General features: G+C 72.5%; 21 protein-coding genes and 1 riboswitch. Of the genes, 6 read left to right on the top strand and 15 right to left on the bottom strand.

All coding sequences use genetic code 11. The annotated features are described in order from the left end of the window. Positions 1–141 precede the first annotated feature (141 nt). Complete coding sequence (locus ACYQ8Q_RS07950) at positions 142–588, bottom strand: GNAT family N-acetyltransferase (protein WP_460063065.1); 447 nt, start codon at positions 586–588, stop codon at positions 142–144. Positions 589–716: 128 nt separating this feature from the next. On the opposite strand from ACYQ8Q_RS07950, the gene ACYQ8Q_RS07945 reads away from it, so the two are divergent. Next, positions 717–3,260: a glycoside hydrolase family 36 protein gene (locus ACYQ8Q_RS07945; RefSeq protein ID WP_460063063.1), complete on the top strand. Its 2,544-nt coding sequence runs from the start codon at positions 717–719 to the stop codon at positions 3,258–3,260. Positions 3,261–3,266: 6 nt separating this feature from the next. Here the strand turns inward: ACYQ8Q_RS07945 and ACYQ8Q_RS07940 are convergent, their stop codons facing one another. From ACYQ8Q_RS07940 to ACYQ8Q_RS07930, 3 genes are all read right to left on the bottom strand, one after another. Continuing rightward, positions 3,267–6,113 carry a carbohydrate binding domain-containing protein gene (locus ACYQ8Q_RS07940; protein WP_460063062.1) on the bottom strand — a complete coding sequence of 949 codons (2,847 nt, stop codon included), beginning with the start codon at positions 6,111–6,113 and terminating at the stop codon, positions 3,267–3,269. Between the two features lie 213 nt (positions 6,114–6,326). Continuing rightward, complete coding sequence (locus ACYQ8Q_RS07935; protein WP_460063059.1) at positions 6,327–8,894, bottom strand: ABC transporter permease; 2,568 nt, start codon at positions 8,892–8,894, stop codon at positions 6,327–6,329. A 4-nt stretch (positions 8,895–8,898) separates the two neighbouring features. Then, on the bottom strand, positions 8,899–9,690 hold the full coding sequence (locus ACYQ8Q_RS07930; protein WP_460063058.1) for an ABC transporter ATP-binding protein: 792 nt from the start codon (positions 9,688–9,690) through the stop codon (positions 8,899–8,901). A 120-nt stretch (positions 9,691–9,810) separates the two neighbouring features. Between ACYQ8Q_RS07930 and ACYQ8Q_RS07925 the strand changes: the two genes are divergently transcribed. Together ACYQ8Q_RS07925 and ACYQ8Q_RS07920 are read left to right on the top strand one after the other, a co-directional pair. Continuing rightward, positions 9,811–10,053 (top strand): toxin-antitoxin system, antitoxin component, encoded by a 243-nt coding sequence (locus ACYQ8Q_RS07925; RefSeq protein ID WP_067256046.1) that lies wholly within the window; start codon positions 9,811–9,813, stop codon positions 10,051–10,053. A gap of 4 nt (positions 10,054–10,057) precedes the next feature. Next, complete coding sequence (locus ACYQ8Q_RS07920; protein WP_460063055.1) at positions 10,058–10,432, top strand: fic family toxin-antitoxin system, toxin component; 375 nt, start codon at positions 10,058–10,060, stop codon at positions 10,430–10,432. A gap of 7 nt (positions 10,433–10,439) precedes the next feature. Here ACYQ8Q_RS07920 and ACYQ8Q_RS07915 read toward each other — a convergent pair whose 3' ends face one another. Next, positions 10,440–11,117: a class I SAM-dependent methyltransferase gene (locus ACYQ8Q_RS07915; protein WP_460063054.1), complete on the bottom strand. Its 678-nt coding sequence runs from the start codon at positions 11,115–11,117 to the stop codon at positions 10,440–10,442. A 100-nt stretch (positions 11,118–11,217) separates the two neighbouring features. Then, positions 11,218–11,904 (bottom strand): esterase/lipase family protein, encoded by a 687-nt coding sequence (locus tag ACYQ8Q_RS07910; protein WP_460063053.1) that lies wholly within the window; start codon positions 11,902–11,904, stop codon positions 11,218–11,220. A gap of 199 nt (positions 11,905–12,103) precedes the next feature. Between ACYQ8Q_RS07910 and ACYQ8Q_RS07905 the strand changes: the two genes are divergently transcribed. Further along, positions 12,104–14,194, top strand: a complete 2,091-nt coding sequence (locus ACYQ8Q_RS07905) for a helix-turn-helix transcriptional regulator (RefSeq protein WP_460063051.1) — start codon at positions 12,104–12,106, stop codon at positions 14,192–14,194. 43 nt (positions 14,195–14,237) lie between these two features. Here the strand turns inward: ACYQ8Q_RS07905 and bioD are convergent, their stop codons facing one another. Genes bioD through bioB form a run of 3 tightly spaced genes read right to left on the bottom strand, consistent with a single transcriptional unit; the run spans position 14,238 to position 17,456 of the window. Continuing rightward, on the bottom strand, positions 14,238–14,963 hold the full coding sequence (gene bioD / locus ACYQ8Q_RS07900; RefSeq protein WP_460073212.1) for a dethiobiotin synthase: 726 nt from the start codon (positions 14,961–14,963) through the stop codon (positions 14,238–14,240). Between the two features lie 2 nt (positions 14,964–14,965). Continuing rightward, positions 14,966–16,255 (bottom strand): adenosylmethionine--8-amino-7-oxononanoate transaminase, encoded by a 1,290-nt coding sequence (locus tag ACYQ8Q_RS07895; protein WP_460063050.1) that lies wholly within the window; start codon positions 16,253–16,255, stop codon positions 14,966–14,968. Beyond that, a complete protein-coding gene (gene bioB, locus ACYQ8Q_RS07890) occupies positions 16,248–17,456 on the bottom strand; it encodes a biotin synthase BioB (protein ID WP_460063049.1) in 1,209 nt (402 codons plus the stop codon). The genes ACYQ8Q_RS07895 and bioB overlap by 8 nt, the downstream gene beginning before the upstream one ends. 148 nt (positions 17,457–17,604) lie before the next feature. Here bioB and ACYQ8Q_RS07885 point away from each other — a divergent pair, with 148 nt between their 5' ends. Then, complete coding sequence (locus tag ACYQ8Q_RS07885) at positions 17,605–18,732, top strand: 8-amino-7-oxononanoate synthase (RefSeq protein WP_460063048.1); 1,128 nt, start codon at positions 17,605–17,607, stop codon at positions 18,730–18,732. A gap of 35 nt (positions 18,733–18,767) precedes the next feature. Here ACYQ8Q_RS07885 and ACYQ8Q_RS07880 read toward each other — a convergent pair whose 3' ends face one another. Both ACYQ8Q_RS07880 and ACYQ8Q_RS07875 read right to left on the bottom strand, forming a co-directional pair. Then, a complete protein-coding gene (locus ACYQ8Q_RS07880; protein WP_460063047.1) occupies positions 18,768–19,013 on the bottom strand; it encodes a DUF397 domain-containing protein in 246 nt (81 codons plus the stop codon). A gap of 9 nt (positions 19,014–19,022) precedes the next feature. Next, on the bottom strand, positions 19,023–19,883 hold the full coding sequence (locus ACYQ8Q_RS07875; protein ID WP_359002107.1) for a helix-turn-helix domain-containing protein: 861 nt from the start codon (positions 19,881–19,883) through the stop codon (positions 19,023–19,025). 213 nt (positions 19,884–20,096) lie between these two features. On the opposite strand from ACYQ8Q_RS07875, the gene ACYQ8Q_RS07870 reads away from it, so the two are divergent. After that, positions 20,097–20,576, top strand: a complete 480-nt coding sequence (locus ACYQ8Q_RS07870; protein ID WP_460063046.1) for an ATP-binding protein — start codon at positions 20,097–20,099, stop codon at positions 20,574–20,576. Positions 20,577–20,628: 52 nt separating this feature from the next. On the opposite strand, the gene ACYQ8Q_RS07865 is transcribed toward ACYQ8Q_RS07870, so the two are convergent. The 4 genes from ACYQ8Q_RS07865 to ACYQ8Q_RS07850 form a co-directional block, all read right to left on the bottom strand. After that, positions 20,629–21,102: a C40 family peptidase gene (locus ACYQ8Q_RS07865; protein WP_460063045.1), complete on the bottom strand. Its 474-nt coding sequence runs from the start codon at positions 21,100–21,102 to the stop codon at positions 20,629–20,631. 3 nt (positions 21,103–21,105) lie between these two features. Next, positions 21,106–21,285, bottom strand: a riboswitch (cyclic di-AMP (ydaO/yuaA leader). A gap of 372 nt (positions 21,286–21,657) precedes the next feature. After that, positions 21,658–21,963, bottom strand: a complete 306-nt coding sequence (locus tag ACYQ8Q_RS07860) for a hypothetical protein (RefSeq protein WP_359276376.1) — start codon at positions 21,961–21,963, stop codon at positions 21,658–21,660. Between the two features lie 6 nt (positions 21,964–21,969). Then, complete coding sequence (locus ACYQ8Q_RS07855) at positions 21,970–22,596, bottom strand: ATP-dependent Clp protease proteolytic subunit (RefSeq protein WP_460063044.1); 627 nt, start codon at positions 22,594–22,596, stop codon at positions 21,970–21,972. A 510-nt stretch (positions 22,597–23,106) separates the two neighbouring features. After that, on the bottom strand, positions 23,107–24,561 hold the full coding sequence (locus ACYQ8Q_RS07850) for a hypothetical protein (protein WP_460063043.1): 1,455 nt from the start codon (positions 24,559–24,561) through the stop codon (positions 23,107–23,109). Between the last annotated feature and the right edge of the window lie 12 nt (positions 24,562–24,573).

Here is a 24,573-nt window from a genome sequence, read left to right as displayed (position 1 = left end):
CGGCAGGGCAGGGAGGATCGCGCGATGTCGCGCACGGCTACTGGGAGGCTCGCCCATGGGCGGACGCTCACACCTTTCGAGGAGTCGCAGAGGGGTCACAGGGGACCGCACGCTGTCGCACGGTCCCCCAATGGTAAAGGATCAGCAAAGTTCCCCGGCCCCGGGTGCCTGCAACGGCTTCACCCAGCGCCGCCACGTCTCCTCCGGCGTGTACCCCGCCGCGCGCCACGCATGGTGCGCCGTCTCGTTCCGGTTGAGCACCATCGCGTCCCCGCGCCGCCCGCCGAGCCGTACGAACCGCTCCTCGGCGGCGGCCAGCAGCGCCGAGCCGATGCCCTGACGGCGCCGCTCCGGATGCACCGCCAGCCGGTACAGATGGCACCGCCACCCGTCGAACCCGGCGATCACCGTGCCCACCAGTTCGCCGCCCCGCTCGGCCAGCAGCAGCGCCTCGGGGTCCCGGGTGACCAGCCGCTCCACGCCGGCGCGGTCGTCGCTGATGCTCGTCCCCTCGGCGGCGGTCCTCCAGAAGGCGAGAACGGTGTCCAGGTCGTCGGGCGTCGCGGCCCGTATGCGCAGATCAGACATGCGGCGATCCCATCACGGGCGCGCGGGCCGGGCGGCGAATTCCACGATCCGGACGGTCACTTGAGAGGGGCGCGAGCCGGTGGGTACCGTGCGGATGGTAAACGTTTTCTGGGACCGGAGCCGCCCTCATGACCATCACCCATCTGCGCTGGGGGACCGCCGAGCTCTCCCTGCTCCTCGCCCTGGATCCGGCCGGCCCCGCGCGGCTGCTGGCCGCCGGTGAGGCGGCCTCCCTCCCCGACCCGGACCGCGAGCCCGAGCGATGCGCCGCCCTCGCCCGCCGCGCCCTGCCGCTGGTCGAGGTGCAGACCACGGACGGCGGACGCCTCGGCACCTCCGGCAAGCGGCATGTCGACGGCGCGCTCTCCCGCGCCCTGCGCTGCACCGGTCACGAAACCAGTCACGAAACCAGTCACGAAACCGGTCACGAGGGGGAGGAGGCCTCGGGTCTGCGCACCCTGCGGGTCCGGATGGCCGACGACACGACCGGGCTGCGGGTCACCGCCGAGTACCGGCTGCGCGAAGGGATACCGGTGCTGCACGCCGAGGCACGGGTGGAGAACACGGGCGACACCCCGGTGACCCTCGAATACGTGTCCTCGTTCGCGCTGTCCAACCTGGCCCGCACCCTGCCGCCCGGCCGGCGCTGGGAGGACGGGCTCGCGCTGTGGCTCGCCGCCAACCCCTGGAGCGGCGAGTTCCGCTGGTCACGGGCGACGCTCGCCGAGCGCGGCCTGATCGACGTGGGCATGGTGGCGTACGGCCAGACCGGCTCGAAGAACCGGATCGCCGTGACGAGCACCGGCTCCTGGTCCTCCTCCGAACACCTGCCGATGGGCTGCCTGGAGGAGCCGGACACCGGCCGTGCGCTGGCCTGGCAGATCGAGCACAACGGCTCCTGGCACGCCGAACTCGCCGACCGCTTCGACGACCTGTACCTGACGCTGTCCGGACCGACGGACCGCGAACACCAGTGGCGCCGCCGACTGGCTCCCCGGGAAACCTTCCGCAGCGTCCCCGTCGCGGTGGCCCTCGTCCCCTCGGGCGGCTTCCCGGCCGCGGTCGCCGCGCTGACCGGCCACCGCCGGGCCACCCGCCGACCGCACCCCGACCTGGACGGGCTGCCGGTGGTCTTCAACGACTTCATGAACAGCCTGATGGGGGAGCCCAGCACCCAAGCGCTGCTCCCGCTGGTGGACGCGGCGGCGCGGGCGGGTGCCGAGGTCTTCTGCGTCGACGCCGGCTGGTTCGACCCCGAGCCGCCCGGCACCGCCGGTCCGGGCGGGGTGCCCGGCTGGTGGGACGCCGTGGGGGAGTGGCGGGAGTCCGCGACCCGCTTCCCCGGCGGTCTCGGCGAGGTGATGGACCGGATCCGGGAGACGGGCATGGTGCCGGGCCTGTGGCTGGAGCCGGAGGTGGTCGGCGTGCGCAGCCCCGTCGCGGCCGCGCTGCCCGACGAGGCGTTCTTCCGCCGGAACGGGGTCCGGGTCGTGGAATGGGGCCGTCACCAGCTGGACCTGCGGCACCCGGCCGCCCGCGCCCACCTCGACACGGTGGTGGACCGGCTGGTGCGCGACTACGGGGTGGGCTACCTCAAACTCGACTACAACATCGACATCGGCGCGGGCACGGACGGCCTCCCGGCCACGGGCCTCCCGGCCACGGGCCTCCCGGCCACGGGCCTCCCGGCCACGGGCCTCCCGGCCACGGGCCTCCCGGCCACGGGCCTCCCGGCCACGGGCCTCCCGGCCACGGGCCTCCCGGCCACGGGCCTCCCGGCCACGGGCCTCCCGGCCACGGGCCTCCCGGCCACGGGCCTCCCGGCCACGGGCCTCCCGGCCACGGGCCTCCCGGCCACGGGCCTCCCGGCCACGGGCCTCCCGGCCACGGGCCTCCCGGCCACGGGCCTCCCGGCCACCGGCGCCACGGTCACCGATGGCCACGCTGCCGACGGCCCCGGCGACGGGCTGCTCGGCCACAACCGCGCCTACCTGGACTGGCTCGACGGTGTCCTCGACCGCCATCCCGGGCTGACCCTGGAGAGCTGTGCGGCCGGCGGCAGCCGGACGGACCACGCGATCCTCTCCCGGCTGTCCATCCACTCCGTCACCGACCAGCAGGACTTCCGGCTGCTGCCCGCCATCGCCGCCGCCGCGCCCACGGCCGTCACCCCGGAGCAGGGCGCGATCTGGGCGTACCCGCAGCCCGAGCACACCGCCGCCGACCTCTCCACCGTGCTGGTGTCGGCGCTGCTCGGCCGCGTCCACCTCAGCGGCCGGCCCGACCTGCTGAGCGACGAGCAGCACGCGCGCGTGCGGGAAGCCATGCAGACGTACAAGGGGTACCGGCATCTGCTGCCGACCGCGCGCCCGCACTGGCCGCTGGGCCTGCCCGGCTGGCGCGACGGCACGCCGGCCCTCGCCCTGGCGGCCGAGGACGGTACGACCCTCCTGGCCCTGTGGCGCCGGACCGGGGCGCCCGCCGCGGTGACGGTCCCGCTGCCCTGGACCGGGCCCGGCGACCGGCCCAGGGTGCTGTTCGAGGCGCGGGGGAAGCCGGGCGAAGGGACGGCGCTCGACTGGGACCCGAACGCCCGTACCCTGCGGGCGCTTCTCCCGGCGGAGGGATCGGCGGCCCTGATCGTCCTGGAGCCGCCGCCCGCACGGGACTGAGCACGCTCAGCGCCTGCGCAGCACCACCGTGCTGCCCGGCTTCACGCACAGCTCGGCGTTCCCGCCCACCCGCGCGCCCGTCACCAGGTTCGTGGCGGCGCCGAAGCCCTTGGTGGTGAAGGTGTGACCGCGGTCCTCGGTGGTGTTCATGGCAATCAGATACGGGCCGTACACGCACCGGTAGAAGGAGGCGCGCCCGGCGTACGGGCTCTCGACGCCGGGGGCGCGCTCTGGTACGTCGTCCGGGGCCTTGGCCAGCGGCAGCACCTGCCCCGCGTACGCCTGACGGAGGGGGTCGCCGGGCGGGGCGAAACCGCCGTCGGGGACGGCGAGGTCGTTGACCGTGAACTCCCAGTTGACCCAGTCGGGCTCGGTGAAGGTCCGGCCGTCCGCGAGGTATCTCACGTGCTGCCGGACGGTGGCGGAGCGCTCCACGCCCGCGGCGGTGATGTGGTGGACGCGGGCGAGCCCGTTGACGCCCCAGCGGGCCCGCCAGTACAGGGAGGCGAACAGGATCTCGTCGTCGTGTCTGACGGCGACCAGCCCGTTCTCCTCGTCGGTGAAGACGAAGTCGGGCTCCCCGGGCGTCATGGGGAGCTTCGCGCCGCTGCCGGCGGCCCGGCTGACGTACGCGTAGTCGCCCGCGGTGCTGAGCAGGTTGAGGTGGGTCCGGGCGGAGACCGTCGCCTCGTGCGAGTCCTTCAGGGACTGGAAGGCCTGGCCGTCGGCGAGGGACTGGCGGGCGTACGCGACGAGGTCCGGGTCCTTGAGCTGCGCGGCCGTCTTCAGGGCGTGGCCGTCCCACTTGGCGTCCTGGTCGTAGGCGACCTTGCCCGGGTACTCGGTGTCGCGCCAGCCGACGAGGGTCTCCAGCCGCATCGTCGTACAGCCGTCGCGGTCCAGGGAGGGGTGGCGGAAGACGGCACGGGCCTTGGCCATCTTGACGAGGTGGTCGCGCAGGAGGTCGTCCTCGACGCCGCCGACGACCGTCACCGCGTCGTACACGAACGACAGCCACTCCTGGAGCTCGCCGTAACTGCCCGCGTAGCCCAGCTCCTTGGAGATGCCCTTCTTCGTGACCTGGTAGTACGAGCCGCCCAGCGGCCTGGTCGGGGTGCCGTCCTCGGTCTCCGGGCCCAGCCAGGGGACCAGGCCGACGGACTGGTGGAGGTAGCCCCGGGCCTTCTCCTCGCCCCAGGCCCGGTCCGAGCCCAGCCAGGTCAGACCGCGGTCGGCGAGATAGAGGCCGAGGGCGCAGATGATCGCCTGGTTGGTGTACTGCGGGATGTTCTGCCGCCAGTACTCGCGGCTGTCCAGCAGCATCCGCGCCCAGGCGGCCCGGCGCGGCACCGGCGTGTACGACGAGCCGGCCGGCTCGGTCATCGTCAGGTCGTCGAACCAGGCGGTCCCGGCGCCCGACAGCCGGATGCCGATGGTGACGTGGGTGGCGTTGCCCGGGGTGGTGAGCGAGGCCGTCACCTGCTCCCAGTCGTGGGTGCCGGGCGAGGCGGGGAACTTGTGGTCCGTGCCCACCAGGGCGCCGCTCGCGTCGTAGAAGAGGATGTCCAGGTAGGCGCCGCCGCTGCCGACGCCGTCCGTCCTGATCCAGACCCCGTAGGTGTAGTCGCCCTGGTCCACCGGGAGTCTGGCCGAGGTGGTGTAGCCGACCGTGCCGGAGGCGGGGATCGTCACCTTCGCCGAGGCGTGGCCGGTGCGGTACACGGTGGTGTCGCGGGAGGCGGTGCCGCTGCCGGACCAGATGCTGGACCTCCAGCCCGTCGTGCCGAACTCGAATCCCGGATTGCTCAGACCGTACGGCGTCCCGAGCACCGGCTCGTCGAGCAGCGGCTCGAGGTCGTCGGCGAGGGCGAGCATGACGAGACCGGCGCGGCCCAGCCCCATCCACTGCTGGCTGGAGCCGGTCATCACGGCGGGGTCGGCGACGTACTTGGCGTGGACGGCGTCCAGGCTGCGGGCGATCTGCGGGGGGACGGCGATGTTCCGGTACGCGGCGGTCGACGGCATGGCGTACGCGCGGGCGAGGAAGTCCAGGTACCACAGCTCGGTCTGGGCGGTGGTGCGGGCCGCTTCGTTCGCGGCCTGGGCGCGGACCCGGGCGTCGATCGTGTCGACGATCTCGCTTCCCGGGGAGGTGCGCACGACGGGCGCCGGCAGGGCGCCGGTGATGTCGTCGTCGGTGGTGTCGAAGTAGGGCTCGTCGTGGGTGTAGAGGCGGTAGATGGTGCGGCTCGGGCCTTCCATGGCCTTGTAGTAGGCGTCGGCCGTGGCCGCGTACCCGGCGATCCGGCCCATGGACCGTACTTCCAGGTGCACCGAGGTCCGGCCGGCGGTGAGGCCGGCCGGGAGGGGCAGGGTGTGGAAGAAGAATCGTTCCGGCGAGCGGGGGTCGTCGCTCGCGATGTCCAGGGGGTCCACCGCGCCGAGGTGGTAGTGGCCGACCTGCTCGCCCTCGGCGAAGAGCTGGAGCCGGCCGAGTTCCGCGCCGCTCTCCGAGCCCCACAGTTTGATCGTGACGTAGGTGACGCCTTGGGGTCTGCAGGCCATGGTCGCGGCCAGGGTGCCGCCCCAGAAGCCGGCGGTCTCCGGGGCGCCGAGCACGCGGGCCGCCTGGCCGAGGCCGCCGGTGACGACATCGGAACGGGCGGCGGACAGGCCGTGTGCGGACTCCGACGCGCTGTCCCCCAGGACGAGGGTGTCCAGGGGGCGGCGGAACCCGGACCGCGCCTCGACGGATTCCGCGGCGACGGCGGTGCCGCCCTGCCAGAGCCGGCCCGCGGTCGCGGTCCCGGCGGCCAACTTCAGGAGAGATCTGCGCGGAAGGAATGCGGACACGACAGGACGTTCCTCTCGACCGACGGCTCAGTAAGCGTTTTCCACGCTAATGAGCTGCGGCTCGGTCGGTCAACGGTCGTGCAGGGGCGGGATCCGACTCACAGGAAAGGGGCGAGGTGAGTGCAAGGGAGGCGATTCGTGCTGGTTGGGCCCGCTTTCCTCGTGGTCGGGCCCGTGTCCGGTGATCGGTAAACGGTTACGTCAGCGGGGCCCTCATTCGTGGGCGATGGCCGCCAGGACGTTCATCCGGGAGGCCCGGAGGGCGGGCAGCAGGGCGGCGACGACCCCGACCACCGCCGAGCCGATGACGACCGCGACGATCGTGCCCCACGGGACGGCGAGGGCCTTCATGCCCTGGAGGGCGAGGACCTGCTGCATGCAGACGCCCCAGATCAGGCCGAGCGCCAGGCCCAGGACCGCGCCGAAGACCGCGATCACCACCGACTCCAGCCGGATCATCCGCCGGAGCTGACGGCGGCCCAGGCCGATGGCGCGCAGCAGCCCGATCTCCCGGGTCCGCTCCACCACCGACAGCGCCAGGGTGTTGACCACGCCGAGCACCGCGATGACGATCGCGAGGCCGAGGAGGGCGTACACGAGGTAGAGCAGGACGGAGATCTGGTCGTGGACCAGCTTCTTGTAGTCGGCCTGGTCGCGCACCTGGACCTGCGGATACGCGTCGAGCGTCTTCTCCAGCCGGGGCCGCAGCTGCTCGGCGCTCGTGCCGGGGGCCGTGTTCACGTACAGCGCGGAGTCCTGGCCGCCGGGCACGTACTTCTCGACGGTCCCCATCCCGAGGAACAGCCCGCCCTCCATGCCGAACCCCTCGGAGGCGTCCTGGTCGGTGAGCGCGCCCACCTTCAGCGAGGTCGTGCGGTCGCCGGGGAACTCCACCGGGAGCACACTGCCCAGCTTCACCCCGTGGTCCTTCGCGAAATCCACGTCCATGCCGATCGCGCCGTCCGCCAGCGCCGCCGCCGAGTCGCCCTGGGCGTACGTGACATGGGCGACGTCGTCGAGCCGGTCGTCGTACCCGGAGGCCGTCGTCTCGACCCGCTTGCCGTCCGGCAGCCGCACGGCGAGGGGCGCGAACCGCTGCCGTACGACGAGGCCGACGCCGTCGGTGGCGCGGACCGCGTCGGTCACCTCCTGGGGGAAGGGCGTGAAGTTGGCGTTCTGGATCACGTAGTCCGCGCCGAGCGTCTTGTCGATCTGCTCGTCGAAGGACTTCGACATCGAGGCGCTCGCCACCGACATACCGCCGACCAGTGCCAGGCCCACCATCAGCGCGGCGGCGGTGGCGCCCGTGCGGCGCGGGTTGCGCAGGGCGTTGCGCTGGCTCATCCGCCCCACCGGGCCGAACAGGGCCGGGAAGGCGCCGCCGAGGACCCGGATCACCGGGCGGACCAGCAGCGGTCCCGCGATCACGGTGGCGATCAGCGTCAGGACCACGCCGAGGCCCAGGAGGGAGGCCGCGGACGCCGTCTTCGAGGCGGTCGCACAGCCCAGCAGCGCGGCCGCGCCCAGCGCCCCGACGACCGCCCCGACGATCGCGCGCACCTTCAGCGGCCGGCCCACCCCGGCGATGTCCGCGTCCGCGAGGGCAGCCATGGGCGAGACGGTGGCGGCGCGCCGGGCCGGGAGGTAGGCGGCCACGAAGGTGACGCCCACGCCGACGACGTACGCCGCCACCGGAGTCCCCCAGCCGACGACCATCTCCGTGGTCTTGAGGTTCATGCCGAACGCGCTCATCAGTTTGATCAGCCCGGCCGCCAGACCGATACCGGCCGCGAGACCCAGGGTGGAGCCCACGAGCCCGAGCAGCACCGCCTCGGTCAGCACCGACCGGCGTACCTGACGGCGGTCGGCGCCGAGCGCGCGCAGCAGGCCCAGCTCACGGGTGCGCTGGGCGATCAGCATCGAGAACGTGTTGACGATCAGGAACACCCCGACCAGGACGGCGATGCCGGCGAACCCGAGCATCACGTACTTGATCACGTCGAGGAAGCCGCCCAGCGACGCGGCCGAGGACTCGGCCTGCTCGTCGGCGGTCCTCACGTCGTACGGCCCGGAGCCCAGCGCGGCCGAGACCCGGTCCTTGAGCACGGCGTCGGAGACGCCCGGCGCCGCGTCGACCGAGATGCTGGTGGCCTTGCCCGCCGAGCCCAGCAGCTCGGTCGCGGCCACCTCGGGGTCCAGGAAGACCAGGGCCGCGCCCGGATTGGTGGTGGTGAAGGTGGCGATGCCGACGATCTCGACGTCGAAGGAACCCGGCTGGGCCATCACGGTGAGCGTGTCGCCGATCTCCACATGCTTCTTGTCGGCGGTGTCGGCGTCCAGCATGGCCTGGCCGGCGCCCCGCGGGGCGTGGCCGGAGGTCAGCTTCACCGGGCTGCGGTGGGTGACGTACCAGTCGGTGGCGATGGTGGGGGCGCCGGTGGTGGGCCCGACGGACTTGTGGTCGCTGTCGACCACGGTGATGTTCTCGACGCTGACGTCCGCGTGCGCGGAGGCGACCCCGTCGACCCGCGCGACCTGTCCGGCGAGGGCGGCCGGAACCGTCTGCACCGCGCCGCTCGGCACATTGGAGTTCAGGTCGTCCTTCGGCTCCACGGTCACATCCGCCGCGGTGGAGGCGAACAGCCGGTCGAAGGTGCGGGTCACCGTGTCCGAGAAGATCAGACTGCCCGAGACGAACGCTACGGACAGCACGACGGCGAGGGCCGACAGCAGCAGCCGTCCCTTGTGCGCCAGGAAACTCCTGAGGGTCGCCTTCAGCACCGGGTCAGTCCTCCTCTGGAGCGCCGTCCGCGACGGATGCGCGGCCGACGTCGAACCGTTTCATGCGTTCGAGCACCGCATCGGCCGTAGGCCGCTCCATCTCGTCCACTATCCGGCCGTCCGCCAGGAAGAGGACCAGGTCGGAGTGGGCGGCGGCGCCCGGGTCGTGGGTGACCATGACGACCGTCTGGCCGAGTTCGTCCACCGCCTGGCGCAGGAACGCGAGCACCTCCAGACCGGCCCGCGAGTCCAGGTTGCCGGTCGGTTCGTCCGCGAAGATCAGCTCGGGCCGGGAGACCAGCGCCCGGGCGCAGGCCACCCGCTGCTGCTGACCGCCGGACAGCTGGGACGGCCGGTGCTTCAGGCGCTCCCGCAGCCCGAGCGTGTCGACGACCTGGTCCAGCCACTTCTCGTCGGGTTTGTGGCCCGCGATGTCCATGGGCAGCGTGATGTTCTCGGCCGCGTTCAGCGTCGGGATCAGGTTGAACGACTGGAACATGAACCCGATCCGGTCCCGCCGGAGCCGGGTCAGCTCGCGATCCTTCAGTCCCGTGATCTCCGTGTCGCCGAGCCAGACCTGACCGGCCGAGACGGTGTCGAGCCCGGCCAGACAGTGCATCAGTGTGGACTTCCCGGACCCCGAGGGCCCCATGACCGCGGTGAAGCGGCCCCGCCCGATGCTCACGTCCACGGAGTCCAGGGCCAGCACCGTCGTCTCGCCGGAGCCGTACGCCTTGGTCAGACCGTGGGCACGGGCCGCGATCCCGTCGGGGGTGGACAAGGCCGCTGTGGACAAGACTGCCTCCTCGCTCGCGTCGTCGTGCCGAGACTAGTGTGACCCGGCGCACAGCCGGTATCTCTTTTCGGTTCCGGCGCGCCCTTGCCGCGCTAGCACCCTCGCGCTAGCGTCGACAGCATGGCGAAGACCCAGCTGAACGTACGCGTCGACGAGGGCACGGCCCAGGCCGCCCGCGAGCGCGCCACGGCGCGCGGCATGAGCGTCAACCGCTATATCGAGGAGCTGGTCAGACAGGACGCCGGCGAGGTGGGCCACACCTTCGTGGAGGCCGCCGCCGACTTCATGAAGCAGTACGAGAACGTCTTCGCCGAGGAATTCGGCGCGGACCGCGAGGGCACCGTGCCGGAAGGCCGCCGCTGATCCCTTGAGCGATCTCCGTATCGATCTCGCCTGGCTCCTCATGCTCGCCGAGCAGCAGACCCCGGGCGACCCCCAGGTCACCGACTGGGGCGCCCTGATCGCCGCCGTGGCACGCCATCAGGCCGAGATATTCGACGTCCCCGTGTACACCGACCCGCCGGCCCGCGCGGCCGCGCTGCTCCAACTCCTCATCCACGTCCCCGCGCTGGAGCGCTCCAACGCGCTGTTCGCCTGTGCGGTCGCCTACGCCTATCTCGTCGCCAGCGGTCTGAAGGTGGCCACCTCGCCCGAACAGGTGCGGGATCTGGCCCGCCTGGTCAAGACCGGTGAGGCGTCGGTCGCCGACATCGCGCAGGAACTGCGCGAGTGGAGCCTGTGAGCGCCGCTCAGGCGGGCCTGCGGGCCGTGCCGAGCACGGCGTAGGAGAAGGGGAACCTCGGCCCCTTCTCCGGCAGGAACATCCGCCGGTACGGGCCGAGTTCGAACCCGGCCTCGCGCAGCGCGCCGACCGTGTCCCGGGTCAGATGGCAGCCGCCCGCGAGGGAGGGCCAGACCGTGCGGTCCAGGGCGCGCTGGGTGGCCCGCATCGCCCGGCCGCCGCCGGGGCCGTGTTCGAGGAAGCGCAGTTCGCCGCCGGGCCGCAGCACGCGCCGCAGCTCGGCCAGCGCACGGGGCACGTCCCGCACACTGCACAGCACCAGCGAGACCACCGCCGCGTCGAACGCCTCGCTCTTGACCGGCAGCGCCTCCGCCGCACCGGGGACGACGTCCACCGGCACCCCGGCGCGCAGCGCCGCCTCCAGCGCCAGGGTCCGCATCCGGCGCTCCGGTTCGATCGCGACGACCTCCGAGACGGCCGCCGGATAGTGCGCGAAGTTCAGTCCGTTGCCCGCGCCGATCTCGATGACCCGGCCGGAGAGCCCGGCGAGCAGCCGGCCCCGCACACCGGCGAGACCGGCCCGGGTCTCCGCAGCCGAACCGAGCGCGGCGTAGCAGCGGGCGAACAGCGGGTGGTGGACGGGGTCACCGGGCACCCGGCCGGAGCCGGCGGACCGTATCGGCATGACGACCTCCCGGGCAGGACGGGCCTACCCGGATTCTCCCCCGTGGGGAGCCGTCGCACCCCCGCTGTCCTTCACACAGGCGTGCCCGGTCACCCAGGGGTCACTGGATGAAGTCGCGCACCTGCTCGTATACGCCGTAGTCGTTGTTCATGTCGTTGTGCGAGATGCACCCGACGCCGACGTTGGTGGCCCCGCTCAGCAGCGCCGAGGAGTCGGGGTCGATGGCCGCGTCGCAGTTCGACCAGTACGTCCCGTAGGTCACGCTGCCCGGCGTCTCGTCACCGGAGTTGAGCGCGGTGAGGAACGAGCTGCCGGTGACCATCTCGGCGCACGAGGTGTACAGCCAGCTGCACCAGGAGGCCACCGACGTACCGTGGTTGACGCCCGCGACCGAGACGAAGTCGTCCACGTAGGACGTGCCGCCGAGGTTCTTGAGGTAGTAGCGGGAGCTGAGGGCGCCCATCGAGTGGACCACCACGTCGACCTTGCTCGCGCCGGTTCTCGCCAGCACGTTCTTGATCTCGGTGGCCAGCTGGGAGGCCGTGGTGGCGTTCGACTGGGACCAGCTGTACGTCCACGCGTCCAGCTCGGCGGACGTGTAGCCGTCGGCCTTGAAGTCGGCGACCCAGTCGTCCCAGCTGCTCGACGAACTGCTGATGCCGTGCACGAAGACGATGGGGTTGTGGGTCGCCGCCCGGGCGGAGGGGGCGGAGAGCGAGAGTGACAGAAGGAGCGAAGAGACCACGGCCGTAAGGGCCGTGGCGATGCGACGCCTGGAGCGCTGCATGATGCCTCCTGAAACGGGTGGGGTTGCCAGGAGTGTCCGGTCGGGTCTACGCGCGCCGCATCGGTGAAATCGCCGGTCTTTACTGTTCAAGTAACCCGCCAGTAACGTCAATCGGGTGGTGACTCCTGTAAACCCCCCACGTCTCGACGGCACTTCGCCACCGCCGCCCCCGGCCCCGGCCGCGTGGCGGCGCCCTGTGATGTCCCTCCCCGAGGGCGTCCGGGTGCGCGTGCTGCGTCTGGTGTACGGCGATCAGCGCGCCGCCGCCGAACTCGCGGCGCGGCTCACCGACCGTCAGGCGGCCGGCCTGGACCCCCTGCCCACCGACCCCGCCGACCTCGCCCCCGGCCTGCTGCACGGCTACCGCCGGGAGATCCGCGCCCTGCCCGAGGACACCCGGCTGCTGCTGCTCCTGGCCGCCGCCGACCAGTACCCCGTCGCCACCCACGCCTTCCTGCGCGCCGTGGCCGCCGCCCGCCTCGACACCCGCCCGCTGGAGGCCGCCGAGAGCGCCGGGATCGCCCATGCCACGGCGGGCGGGGTCGGCTTCCGCGACGCCTGGACCCGGATCGCCGCCTATGAGACGGCCACCCCCGCCGACCGCCGCGAGGCCCATCGGCTGCTCGCCCGCGTCCTGCACGACGACACCGAACTGCCCCGCCGCTCCTGGCACCGGGGCGCGGCCGCGCTCGGCCCCAGCGGACGGCTCGCGGCCGAGCTGACGGCCGCCGCCGACCGGGCCCGCCGGGCCGCCGACCCCGCCCTCGCCGCCGCCCTCACCGAACGCGCCGCCGCGCTCGGCACCGATCCCCGTGAACAGCCCCGTCTCCTCGCCCGCGCGGCGGCCGACGCCTGGCACTCCGGGGACGCCGACCACGCCCGTACCCTCGCGGCCCGCACCCACACCGACGCCCTCACCGGCGTCCTCGCGCTGCGCACCGGCCAGGCGGGGGAGGCGTTCGACGCGCTGATCGCGGGGGCCGCCCTCGGCACCGAACCCGTCCCGCTCCTCGCCCGCGCCACCGAAGCCGCCATCTACACCGGTGACCTGCGCCGATGTACAGAGGCCGTGGTCGCCGCGCGGCGGCTCGGCGTCCGGCCGCCGGGCGTGCTCCCGGCCCTCGCCGCCGCGGCCGACGGACGGTACGAGGACGCCCGTGACCTGCTGGAGGCGACCGCAGGACGGTGCGGGCCGGGCGGCGACCCTAGCCGGCTCCTGCACGCCGGCATCGCCGCCCTGATGCTCGGCGACCACACCCGCGCCGCCACCGCCACCGTCCGCGCGGCCACCGCGGCCCGCGCCCGGGGCCTGACCGCGGTCGTCTCCCAGGCGATGGAGTTCCGCGCCTACGCCGACTTCTGGACCGGGCGCCCGCGCGCCGCCGAGGCCGCCGCGCTGGACGCCCTACGGCAGTCGTACGCCACCGGACAGGACAACGGCGCCTGCCATCTCCAGGCCGCCCTCGCGATGTTCGCCGCGCTCACCGGCGACGGCGACCTGTGCCGCGAGCGGGCCGCGGCGGCCCGCTCCTACGCCCTCGCCCACGGTCTCGGCCTGCCCGCCGCCCTCGCCCAGTGGGCGCTCGCCTTCCTCGACCTCGGCTCCGGACGCTACGGCGCCGCCGCCGCCCGGCTGCGCGCCCTCGCCGCCTTCGGCCCGGGCCACGGCCACCGGGCCGTCCGCCATCTGGCCACCCCGCACTACGTCGAGGCCGCCGCCCGCGCGGGCGACACCCGGATCGCGCGCGCCGCGCACGCCGACTACGACCGCTGGGCCCGCGCCGTCCGCAGCCCCGACGACCTCGCGCTGAGCGCCCGCTGCCGGGCGCTGCTCACCCCCGGCGCCGAAGCCCTCGACCACTACCGCACGGCCCTCGATCTGCATGCCGAGGGCACTCGTGCCTTCGAACGGGCCCGCACGGAACTGCTGTTCGGCAGCGCCCTGCGCCGGCTGCGGCGCCGCGCGGAGGCCCGCGACCGGCTGCACAGCGCGCGCGAGGCGTTCGACTCCTTCGGCGCGCCGCACTGCGCGGAGGCGGCCCGTGCGGAGCTGCGCGCCCTCGGCGCGCCCGCCACCCCGCCTCAGGGCACCGAGCCGCCCGTCGTACGGCTGACCGCTCAGCAGCTCCTGGTCGCCCGGATGGCCGCGGAGGGTGCCACGAACCGGGAGATCGCCTCGCGGCTCGCGCTCAGCCCCCGGACCATCGACCATCATCTGCGGGGGGTTTTCACGCGGCTGGGGATTCGCTCCCGGATCGAGCTGGTCCGGCTGCTTTCGGAGGTCGAATGAGCGTGCGGGCGGGTGGGGGCTGGTCGCGCAGTTCCCCGCGCCCCTATCGGGGCGCTGCCAGTGCCCCTTCTCGAAAAGTCGATGCCTCCCATGTCCCGTCCAAGCGCGACGCCAGCCAGGTCGGGGCCGCCCTGCGGAACTCGGTCGGTGAAAGGGCGCCCACGCCCATCGGCAGCGCGCCCAGCAACGGTGCCCCGGCCACGTCCGGCAGGTCCGTGACGTTGCAGCGCATCGCCAGGTCCGGGGTCGCGGGCCAGCCGCCGATCACCACGCCCAGCAGTTCCACGCCCCGTGCGCGCAGTTCGCGGGACGTCAGTTCCGTGGTGTTCAGGGTGCCCAGGCCCGCCGAGGCCACCACCAGGACCGGGGCCCGCAGTGCCTGGGCCACGTCGGCCAGGGTGCCGCCCGCCTCGTCGAAGCGGACGAGCAGCCCGCCCGCCCCCTCGACCAGTACCAGGTCGTGCTCCGCGGCCAGCTTCTGCGCCGCCTCCACCACGTCGTACGGCCGCACCGGGGGCAGTCCCGCCCGCCGGGCCGCCGTGGCCGGGGCCAGCGGCTCGGGGTAGCGGGCGCACTCGGCGGTCGTGACCGGTCCCGCGAGGCGCGCGATCTCCTCGGCGTCCCCGCGCTCGTCGGGCCGTACACCCGTCTGCGCGGCCTTCAGGACCGCCACCGTGCGGCCCGCCGCGAGCGCGGAGGCCGCGACGGCGGCCGTCGTGACGGTCTTGCCGACCTCCGTGCCCGTCCCCGTGATCACCAGGATCGGCATGCTCATCCCTCCCGCGCCGCGGCGCACACCGCGCGCGCGATCCGTGCCAGGTCCGTGTCGCCGGTGACGTACGGCGGCATCGTGTAGACCAGGTCGCGGAACGGCCGCAGCCAGACGCCCTCCCGCACGGCCGCCGCGGTGGCCGCCTTCATGTCCACCGGGTGGTCCAGCTGGACCACCCCGATGGCGCCGAGGACCCGGACGTCGCGCACCCCGGGGAGCCCGGCGGCCTCCGCCAGCCCGTCCCTGAGGCCCGACTCGATCCGTTTGACCTCCGCGAGCCAGTCCTGACCGAGCAGCAGCCCGATCGAGGCACAGGCGACGGACGCGGCGAGCGGATTGCCCATGAACGTCGGGCCGTGGGCGAGGACGGGCACCTCGCCGCGCGAGATGCCGTCGGCCACCCGGGAGGTGCACAGCGTCGCCGCCAGCGTCAGATAACCCCCGGTCAGCGCCTTGCCCACGCACATCACATCCGGCGTCACCGCCGCGTGGTCCGCCGCGAACAGCGTGCCCGTGCGCCCGAACCCGGTCGCGATCTCGTCGAACACCAGCAGCACGTCGTGCGCGTCGCACGCCTCGCGCAGCACCCGCAGATAGGCGGGGGAGTGGAAGCGCATCCCGCCCGCGCCCTGCACCACCGGCTCCACGATCACCGCGGCCAGTTCGTCCGCGTGCCGCTCGATCGCGGCGCGCAGCTGCTCGGCGTACGCCTCCTCGTACGCGGCCGGCGGCGGGTCCACGAAGACCTGACGGGGCAGCACCCCGGTCCACAGCTCGTGCATCCCGCCCTCGGGGTCGCACACCGACATCGGCTGCCAGGTGTCGCCGTGGTAGCCGCCGCGCCAGGTCAGCAGGCGCTGCTTGGCGGGGCGGTCGAGCGAACGCCAGTACTGGAGGCACATCTTGACCGCGACCTCGACCGACACCGAGCCGGAGTCGGCGAGGAAGACGTGTTCGAGGCCGTCGGGCGACATGTCGACAAGGAGCTTCGCCAGCCGGACGGCGGGCTCGTGCGTGAGCCCGCCGAACATGACGTGGCTCATCCGGCCGAGCTGCTCGCGCGCGGCCTCGTTGAGCACCGGGTGGTTGTAGCCGTGGATCGCCGACCACCAGGACGACATGCCGTCGACCAGCTCGCCCGAGCCGTCCGCGAGGCGCAGCCGCACCCCGCTCGCCGACTCCACGACGAGCGGGTCCACCCGGCCGGGCATCGGACCGTACGGGTGCCAGACGTGCCGCCGGTCCAGTTCCAGCAGCTCGGCGACGGGCAGTGCGGGCTGCTCAGGCATTGGGCGCGAGGTCGGTGCCGGCGCCTCGGCGGCGCACGGCGACCAGGTCCGTACGGGGCTCACCGGCCGGGGCGGCGGCAGCGGCCGTACCGCACACCGAGCCGCCCTCGTGCGACCCGCAGCCGGAACCGCAGCCCGCCTCGGCGTGCGATCCGCAGCCGGCCTCGGCGTGGGAGCCGCAGCCGCCGGCCGTCGCCGCCCGGTGCTCGGGCAGGGTGACCTCGCCCGCGCCCTCCACCTCGAAGCCCGCGTCCGCGATCATCTCCAGGTCGGCCTTGCCTGCCTGGCCCTCGGTGGTGAGGTAGTCGCCGAGGAAGATCGAGTTGGCCAGGTGCAGCGCGAGCGGCTGCTGGGTGCGCAGATGGACCTCGCGGCCGCCCGCGATACGGACCTCGACGTCGGGGCAGACGAACCGGACCATCGCGAGGATCCGCAGACAGCGCTGCGGGGTGAGGTTCCACTCCTTGCCCAGCGGGGTGCCCTCGACCGGGATGAGGAAGTTGACCGGCACCGAGTCCGGGTCCAGCTCGCGCAGCGAGAAGACCACGTCGACCAGGTCCTCGTCGCTCTCGCCCATGCCGGCGATCAGCCCGGAGCAGGCCGACAGACCCGCCGCGTGCGCCTTGGAGACGGTGTCCACCCGGTCGGCGTACGTGTGGGTGGTGGTGATGTCCCCGTAGGTCGCCTCGGAGGTGTTGAGGTTGTGGTTGTAGGCGTCCGCGCCCGCCTCGCGCAGCCGCTCTGCCTGGCCGTCGGAGAGCAGCCCCAGACAGGCGCACACCTCGACGCCCTCGTTCTGGTCCTTGATCGCCTTGATGGTCTCGGAGACCCGGTCCACGTCCCGGTCGGTCGGACCGCGCCCGGACGCCACCAGACAGACCCGCTTGGCCCCGCCCGCGAGCCCCGCCGCGGCGGCCTTGGAAGCCTCGTCGGGCTTGAGCCAGCTGTACTTCAGGATGCCGGTCGTGGAGCCGAGCCGCTGGGAGCAGTACGAGCAGTCCTCGGGGCACAGGCCCGACTTGAGGTTGACGAGATAGTTGAGTTTCACCCGCCGGCCGAACCAGTGCCGGCGCACCTTCCCGGCCGCGGCCACCACGTCCAGCACGTCGTCGTCGGAAGTGGCGAGGACGGCGAGCGCCTCCTCGCGGGTCGGCAGCTCGCGCCGAAGCCCCTTGTCCACCAGCGTGTTCAGCAGGTCCATGAGAGCCGATCCTGTCCTACGGGACCGCCCCGGGCCAAGGTAGGGATCACACAACACACCCGGATCGACGTGTGGGTATTGCCACACCGTGGGTAGCGGTCCGTGACGCTAGGGTCTGTCCGCTACCTACAAAAGCCCCGGAGGAGCCATGGCGTTCGGCTGGATCGACGAACAGGCGCGGGCGCGGCGCCGGGCCGGACTCGTCCGGACGCTGCGGCCCCGTCCGGCCGACTCGCCGCTGCTCGATCTCGCGAGCAACGACTACCTGGGCCTGTCCCGGCACCCGGAGGTCGCCGAGGGCGCCGCGGCGGCCGCGCGGACCTGGGGCGGCGGCTCGACCGGCTCCCGGCTGGTCACCGGCACCACCGAGCTGCACACCGAGCTGGAGCGGGAGCTGGCGGAGTTCTGCGGCTTCGAGGCGGCGCTCGTCTTCTCCTCCGGGTACGCCGCGAACCTGGCCGCGGTCACCGCGCTGGCCCCGCACGGCTCGCTGATCGTCTCCGACGCGGGCAACCACGCCTCGCTGATCGACGGCTGCCGGCTGGCCCGGGGGACCACCCAGGTGGTGGCGCACGCGGACCCGGACGCCGTACGGAAGGCGCTCGGCACCCACGACGGCCCGGCGGTGGCCGTCTCCGACACGGTCTTCTCGGTCGACGGCGACGCGGCCCCGCTGGCCGGACTGGCCGCCGCCTGCCGGGAGCACGGCGCCGGGCTGGTGGTGGACGACGCGCACGGCCTCGGCGTCCTCGGGAACGGCGGGCGGGGCGCCCCGTACGCGGTCGGGCTGGCCGGCGCCGAGGACGTGGTCGTCACGGTGACGCTGTCGAAGTCCCTCGGCAGCCAGGGCGGGGCCGTGCTGGGGCCGGCGCGGGTGATCGACCATCTGGTCAACGCGGCCCGCACCTTCATCTTCGACACGGGCCTCGCCCCCGCTGCGGCGGGTGCGGCCCTCGCGGCGCTGCGGCTGCTGCGCCGGGAGCCCGAGCGGGCCGCACGCGCGCGTGCGGTGGCCTCGGAACTGCACGACCGGCTGACGGCCGCAGGCCTGGAAGCGGTACGTCCGGACGCCGCGGTCGTCTCCGTGCGTGCGCCCTCCCCGGAGGAGGCCGTGCAGTGGGCGGCGGACTGCCGCTCGGCAGGCCTCGCCGTGGGCTGTTTCCGTCCTCCCTCCGTGCCCGACGGCATCTCACGCCTGCGGCTGACCGCCCGCGCCGACCTCTCCGGGGCCGAGCTGGATCGCGCTGTACGGGTCATCGGGGAGACACGACCATGAGTCGGCGTGACACGGCCGTGGGTCGCCCCTGCTGATCAGTGGAACGCGGCGGTGAAACCCGACCAGCTCTCGGGGGAGAAGAGCAGGGCGGGACCCTCCGGGTCCTTGGAGTCGCGTACGGCGAGCAGCCCGGCGAAGGGCCCGAGGGCCGGCCGGGCCGTCTCCACGCAGTTGTTCGCTCCCGTGCTGAAGCTGCTGCGCAGCCACCGCATCTGGGGGAGAGCGTGGGGATCGGTGCTGCGAGGTACGTTCCGAGGTACGTTCCGAGGCAGAGCAGTCATGGTGCCTCCCTACGCGCCGTCAGCTGTCGCGGCGATGTATTCCAGTGATTCCCCGGGCGAAAGCGCATGTGCCCGAAGGGCGTTGAAGGCCTCGGTGTAGGCCTCGAGGTCTTCTTTCCGTTCGAGATAGAGGCTACTCGTCAAGTGGTCGAGAACAACCACATCCAGATCAGGGGCGCTCGAAAAAGAGAAGATAACGAAAGGTCCGGTGACACCGATATGGGCACCGGCCGCGAACGGCAGTACCTGCAAACGCACTTGGGGAAGCCGCGCCGCCTCCATCAGCCGGACGAGCTGGCGCTCCATCACCTCGGGGCCGCCCACCTCCCGCCTCAGCACCGCCTCGTCCAGCACCGCGCTCAGCCGGAGCGGTGGTTGTCTGCGCAGTACGTCCTGGCGGGCGATCCGCACCTCCACCAGGGTGTCCAACTGGTCCTCGTCCGCCCCCTCCACCGCGGCCCGGGTCACCGCGCGGGCGTACTCGGCCGTCTGGAGCAGCCCGGGTACCACCGTCGTCTCCAGCGTGCGCATCGCGCCGGCCTGTGACTCCAGGCTGATGAAGTCCCGGTAGGCGGCGGGGAGGACCCCGCGGTAGGCGTGCCACCAGTGGTCGCGCCCGCCGCTCTCCTCCGAGCCGGCCAACGCCGTCATCAGCTCCCGCAGTTGCGGATCGGTCACGCCGTAGACGTCGAGAAGTAACCGCACATCGGCCGGTTTCGTACCACTGGTGCCTGTCTCGATGCGGCTCACCTTGGACTGGTGCCAGCCGACGAGCCGGGCCGCCTCGCCGCTCGTGAGCCCCGCCCGGGCGCGCAGGCTGCGCAGTTCGGCGCCCAGCTTCCGGCGGCGTACCGCGGGACCGTGTTGCATGGGCTCCTCCTTACTCCTTATGGGTCGTCCAGAAACGCTCTGCCGTGGCAGAGTTCACCGCATTGAGCGACAGATATATGCATATCTTGGTGGATCGCCACCCGTGACGGGCGCGCTGATGGCAGTCTGGCGAAGTAGCACCAGTCCGGGACCGTAATCGAACCATCCGCAGCGTGTCGGACTCCGGTCCCGTGGGAAAGGGACGAGGTCGCCATGGCAGACCATCTGGAAGCATCCGTCACTCTGCCGAGCGAAGCCGCCTCGGTCTCCACGGCCCGCGGATTCGTGGCCGGCACGCTGGACGAATGGGGACTGCCGGCGGACACGGAGACGGCCGACGCCATCCGGCTGATCGTCTCCGAACTCGCCACCAACGCCGTGCAGCACACCTTCGGTCAGTCCCCCACCTTCACGGTGGACCTGGTGCTCGACCGCGACGAACGGCTGTGCATCGGCGTCACCGACAGCCACCCGCGCTTCCCCAAACGACTGCCGGCCGCCGTCCAGCAGGACAACGGCCGAGGCATGGTGATCATTCGCTGGCTGACCGCCGAACGCGGCGGCAGGCTCAGGGTGCGCCCCACACGGGAGGGCGGCAAGACGGTCACGGTCGAGCTGCCGTGGGCCGTCCCGGCGGAGCCGGCGGCCCGCGCCGCGGGGCTCCCGCGGCCGGGCGAGCTCCCGGGGCGGTGAGGACGCGTCAGGGGGACGCCGTCACCACCCCGGGAAGCGGTGCTCCCCGGCCCTAGCGGACCCGGCCGTACCAGACGCTCTTGGTCCAGATCTTCTCCAGCTTGACCCAGCTGCCGGTCTTCGGCGAGTGCCAGATCTTGCCGTGCCCGGCGTAGATCCCGACGTGGTAGACGCTCGATCCGGAGTGGAAGAACACCAGGTCGCCGGCCTTGCGGCTGGAGGCCGAGATGTGGCGCGTCTTGTTGTACTGCTGCGCCGCCGTGCGCGGCAGCGTCTTGCCCGCCTTCTTGAACGAGTACATCGTGAGACCTGAGCAGTCGAACCTCTTGGGTCCGGCGGCTCCGTACTTGTACGGTGCACCCTTCTTGGAGGCCGCGACCTGGAGCGCCTTCGTCGCCGGCGTGGCGGCTGCCGCGTCGGCGGCCACCCCGGGGATCACGATCGAGCCGCCCACGGCGGCGATGGCGAACGCGGAGGCCGTACCGGCCCGGGCCATGAGCGACGGGACACGATTGAGCGCAGTCATGCGCAACCCTTCGTCAACCGCCTGTGAAGGATGACCTGTCGGATTCGGGCTGACAAAGGTGCCCGGCCGCTCACGCGGCTTCACCCCAAGGGCTGCTCGACCCGGTCATGGCGTGACCGTTCCGGCGACCCGTCGTGCTTGGGTCCTCCACTCCTGCCGATGCACTCCTGTCGACGGGTCAATCCGGGCAGCGGCAGGACTCGGCGTCCGCCCGGACCGCCCCGCCGCTTGTGGCGGGGACTTGTCGTCAGACACGGATCTTGACTCACCGTTGACCGAAATTCCCAATGGAACCGGTGATTTGTGGGGTTACTCACCATTCACCTGTTCGGGTGAACACCCTGATGGGTTATCAGGTGTCAAGACCGCAAAAGGCCTCCCGACCTGGGCCGCTACCCCTTGTGCCGCCCCGTGAAACGGCGCCTTCGGCGCAGTGCGCTCGTCCGCAAGAAGAGCCCCGGCTACGCCGAACGGGGGTAACTCGACTGGTCCGTTTCAAGTCCGGCCCGGACGTCGCGGTCACGAGGACGGCGCGGCGGGCCGGACGCCGGTCGGTCAACTGTCGGAGAGCGGAGGCACCGTGACGCGCGCCGTGCGGCGCTCCCCGTCCAGGACGCGCAGCGCCCGCGCGAGGGTCGGCGCATGCAGCTCGCTCTCGCCCCGCTGGTGCATCAGCGTCAGGGCGTCGCGCAGCTCCGCCGCCCTCGCCACCAGCGCCTGGGCGGCCCTGAGGCCCCGGTAGGTGTCACCGTCGTGCGCGGGATTGATCCGCCCGAGCAGATCCACCACGTCCAGATAACGGTCGATCAGCTCGGCCTCGGCGCGGGTGAGCGCCGGCAGCGGCGGCAGGTCGGGCACCATCGCTGCTCACCTCGCCCCGGAGAGGTCGCGCCGGCTGGGGACGACCCCGTCCACCAGCCCGTACGCCATGGCCTGCGGCGCGGTCAGGATCAGGTCCCGCTCAATGTCCTCGGTCACCTGTTCGGGACTGCGCCCGGTGTGCCGTACCAGCATCTCCTCCATCAGGTCCCGGGTGCGCGCCAGCTCCTCGGCCTGGATCGCCAGGTCACTGGCCTGGCCCTCGACGGGCTCGGGCAGCGCGGGCTGCCGGATCACCACCCGGGCGCCCGGCAGCGCGAACCGCTTGCCCGGCGCGCCCGCCGCCAGCAGTACCGCCGCCGAGGGGCCGGCCTGGCCCAGGCAGGTCGTCGCCACGTCACAGGTGACGTACCGGACGGTGTCGTAGATCGCGGTCATCGCGCCGAACGAGCCGCCGGGGGAGTTGATGTACAGCGCGATGTCCCGGTCCGGGTCCTTGTGCTCCAGGTACATGAGCTGGGCCATCACGTCGTTCGCCGCGATGTCGTCGATCGGTGTGCCGAGGAAGACGATCCGCTCCTCCAGCAGCTTGCTGTACGGATCCATCGTGCGGTGTCCGTGGCTCGTGCGTTCCGTGAACTCGGGCAGGACATGTCGGGCGGACGGTCGGGTCATCGGGAACCCCTCCTCGGGCGTCTGGCGCATCTGTAAAAAATGTACAGGACGTACGTGACGCGAGAAGGGGGTCGGATTCTAGTGATCACATCAAATGCCCAGGTCAGAGGCCATTTCGGCCGTTCGCCGAGGGCGGATATCTCACAACTCTCTCTACGAACCTTCGTTTGGATTGCCGGGCGGACCACGCGAGGGTCTGCATGACCGAAGCCGGACGCTCGTTCGCTCGTGGCCATGGGCGGTGTCGTGACGCGAGGCGGACGGGTTGGGGCCGACTTGCCCGGCGTGTCGCGCCCGGATGGTTGATGGATGTCGAACGTGGGGCGACTCCATCTCGAACAGGGGGCGAATCCGGGTCGAATCCGGGCTGTGGGTTTCGTCGTTTGTGTCCACTACCCATGCGGCATGTCCGGGCATTCCGGGTGTCGAATGTGGTCCAGTGCCGCTCTGTAGGAGACATCTCGGATTCCGGAAGATCACGACGTCCATCGGTGACGGGCCGGACGGCACTCAGGCCGGAACCGTGAGCTTCAGGTCCAGTGCCGGGATGTCGACGCGCCCGTCACCGTCGGTGTACCAGCGCCAGTGCGCGTCCTGGGCATCCCCATAGACGAGTCCGGTCCAGCCCGCACCGCCCGGGCCGCACAAGGCTGCCAGTTCGGCGGACTCTCGCGAGCCCGGCGTACCCGCCACCACGACCAGTCCCTTGAGCGGCCGGCGCGAGGCGGCGCCGCGTACCGTGGCTGGTGCCCGGACCGGAACGGCCACGGCCGGAGCGGGGACCTGCGGCAGCTGCTGGAGGCTCGGCGGAACGGCGAGCGGCGGAGCATCGGCCGTTCCCCGCAGCACGGTCACCGGGGTGCCGGGGCGGGTACGGGCGATCTCCGCCAGCAGGTTCTGCACGACGTCACGGGCCACCGCCTTCTCGCCGGTCACGCTGAGGACGCCGTCCAGGCGGCTGAGGTCTACGAACACGGGCCGGCCGTCGGTGTCCGTGCCTGCCCGTACCAGACAGGCCGTGGTGGGAACAGCGGGTGAGGTCACGCCGCCGTCCCCCGGGACCTGCCAGCCCGGCGCGGCAGCGGGACGACGCCAGCGCGTGCTGTCGATGCTCGTCCATGGCGCACCGGCCGCATCGGACGCGGACAGCCACACCGTCACGCCGGTGTCATCGACGCTCAGCGCGTGCACCGGCCTCTCGGGCTCCCGGTCCGTGGCGGCGAACTCGCCGAGGGTGCCGTAGGCACGCCGCACCGCGTCGAGGTCTGCGGCGAACCAGCGGCTGGTCGCCTGCCGATGCGCCAGCCTGCGGCGCCGGCGTGCGGGCTCGCCCAGCCTGTGAACGCCCCGGCGGACGACGACGTACCCGGCACGCACCTTCCGCCGGCCCACGATGCCTGCGGTGACCAGGGCGAGCAGGATCGTGCCGAGCAGCGCGATCGCGGTGGCCAGAGGGATGGTGAGCATGGTGGACTGCTCGTCGCCCGCGCCCGGCGGAGCCGACGACCCGGAGGCCGGGGGAGCGGAGGCACTGCTCTGGCCTCCGGTGTCCCTGGCCAGTTGCACCCCGGCTCCTGAGGCGTCTGTCGGCAGTCGCAGTATCCAGCCCGGGTGCAGCTGCTCGCCGGGACCGCTGAGGGCACTTCCGTCCTTCTGCGTCAGACCGCGGTTGAGGTCGAAGATCTCGTCGGCCCGCGCCGCGTCTCCCAGTGTGGCCGCGGCGATCGACTGCAAAGTGGCGAGCTGCCCGCCGGTCTGCGCCGGGTCCTGGACCACGAACACCTTGATCAGATCGTCGCCGGGGGCTGCCGCCTCGGCGGAACCGGCTGTGCCGATCGCCACCAGGAACGCCGCCAACAGAGCCGCCAACAGAGTTGTCAAGGCGTACAGCAGAGCCTGCGGGATGCGGTGTGCCGTGACGGTTCTCGGCCGATGGTCGGGCACCTGGCCCGCGCCGTTGCTCATCGTGTCCACCCA

Source organism: Streptomyces sp. YKOK-I1, from assembly GCF_054660435.1.
Note: the sequence above shows the minus strand (reverse complement) of the source record. Positions and strands in the feature narration are given on the sequence as shown.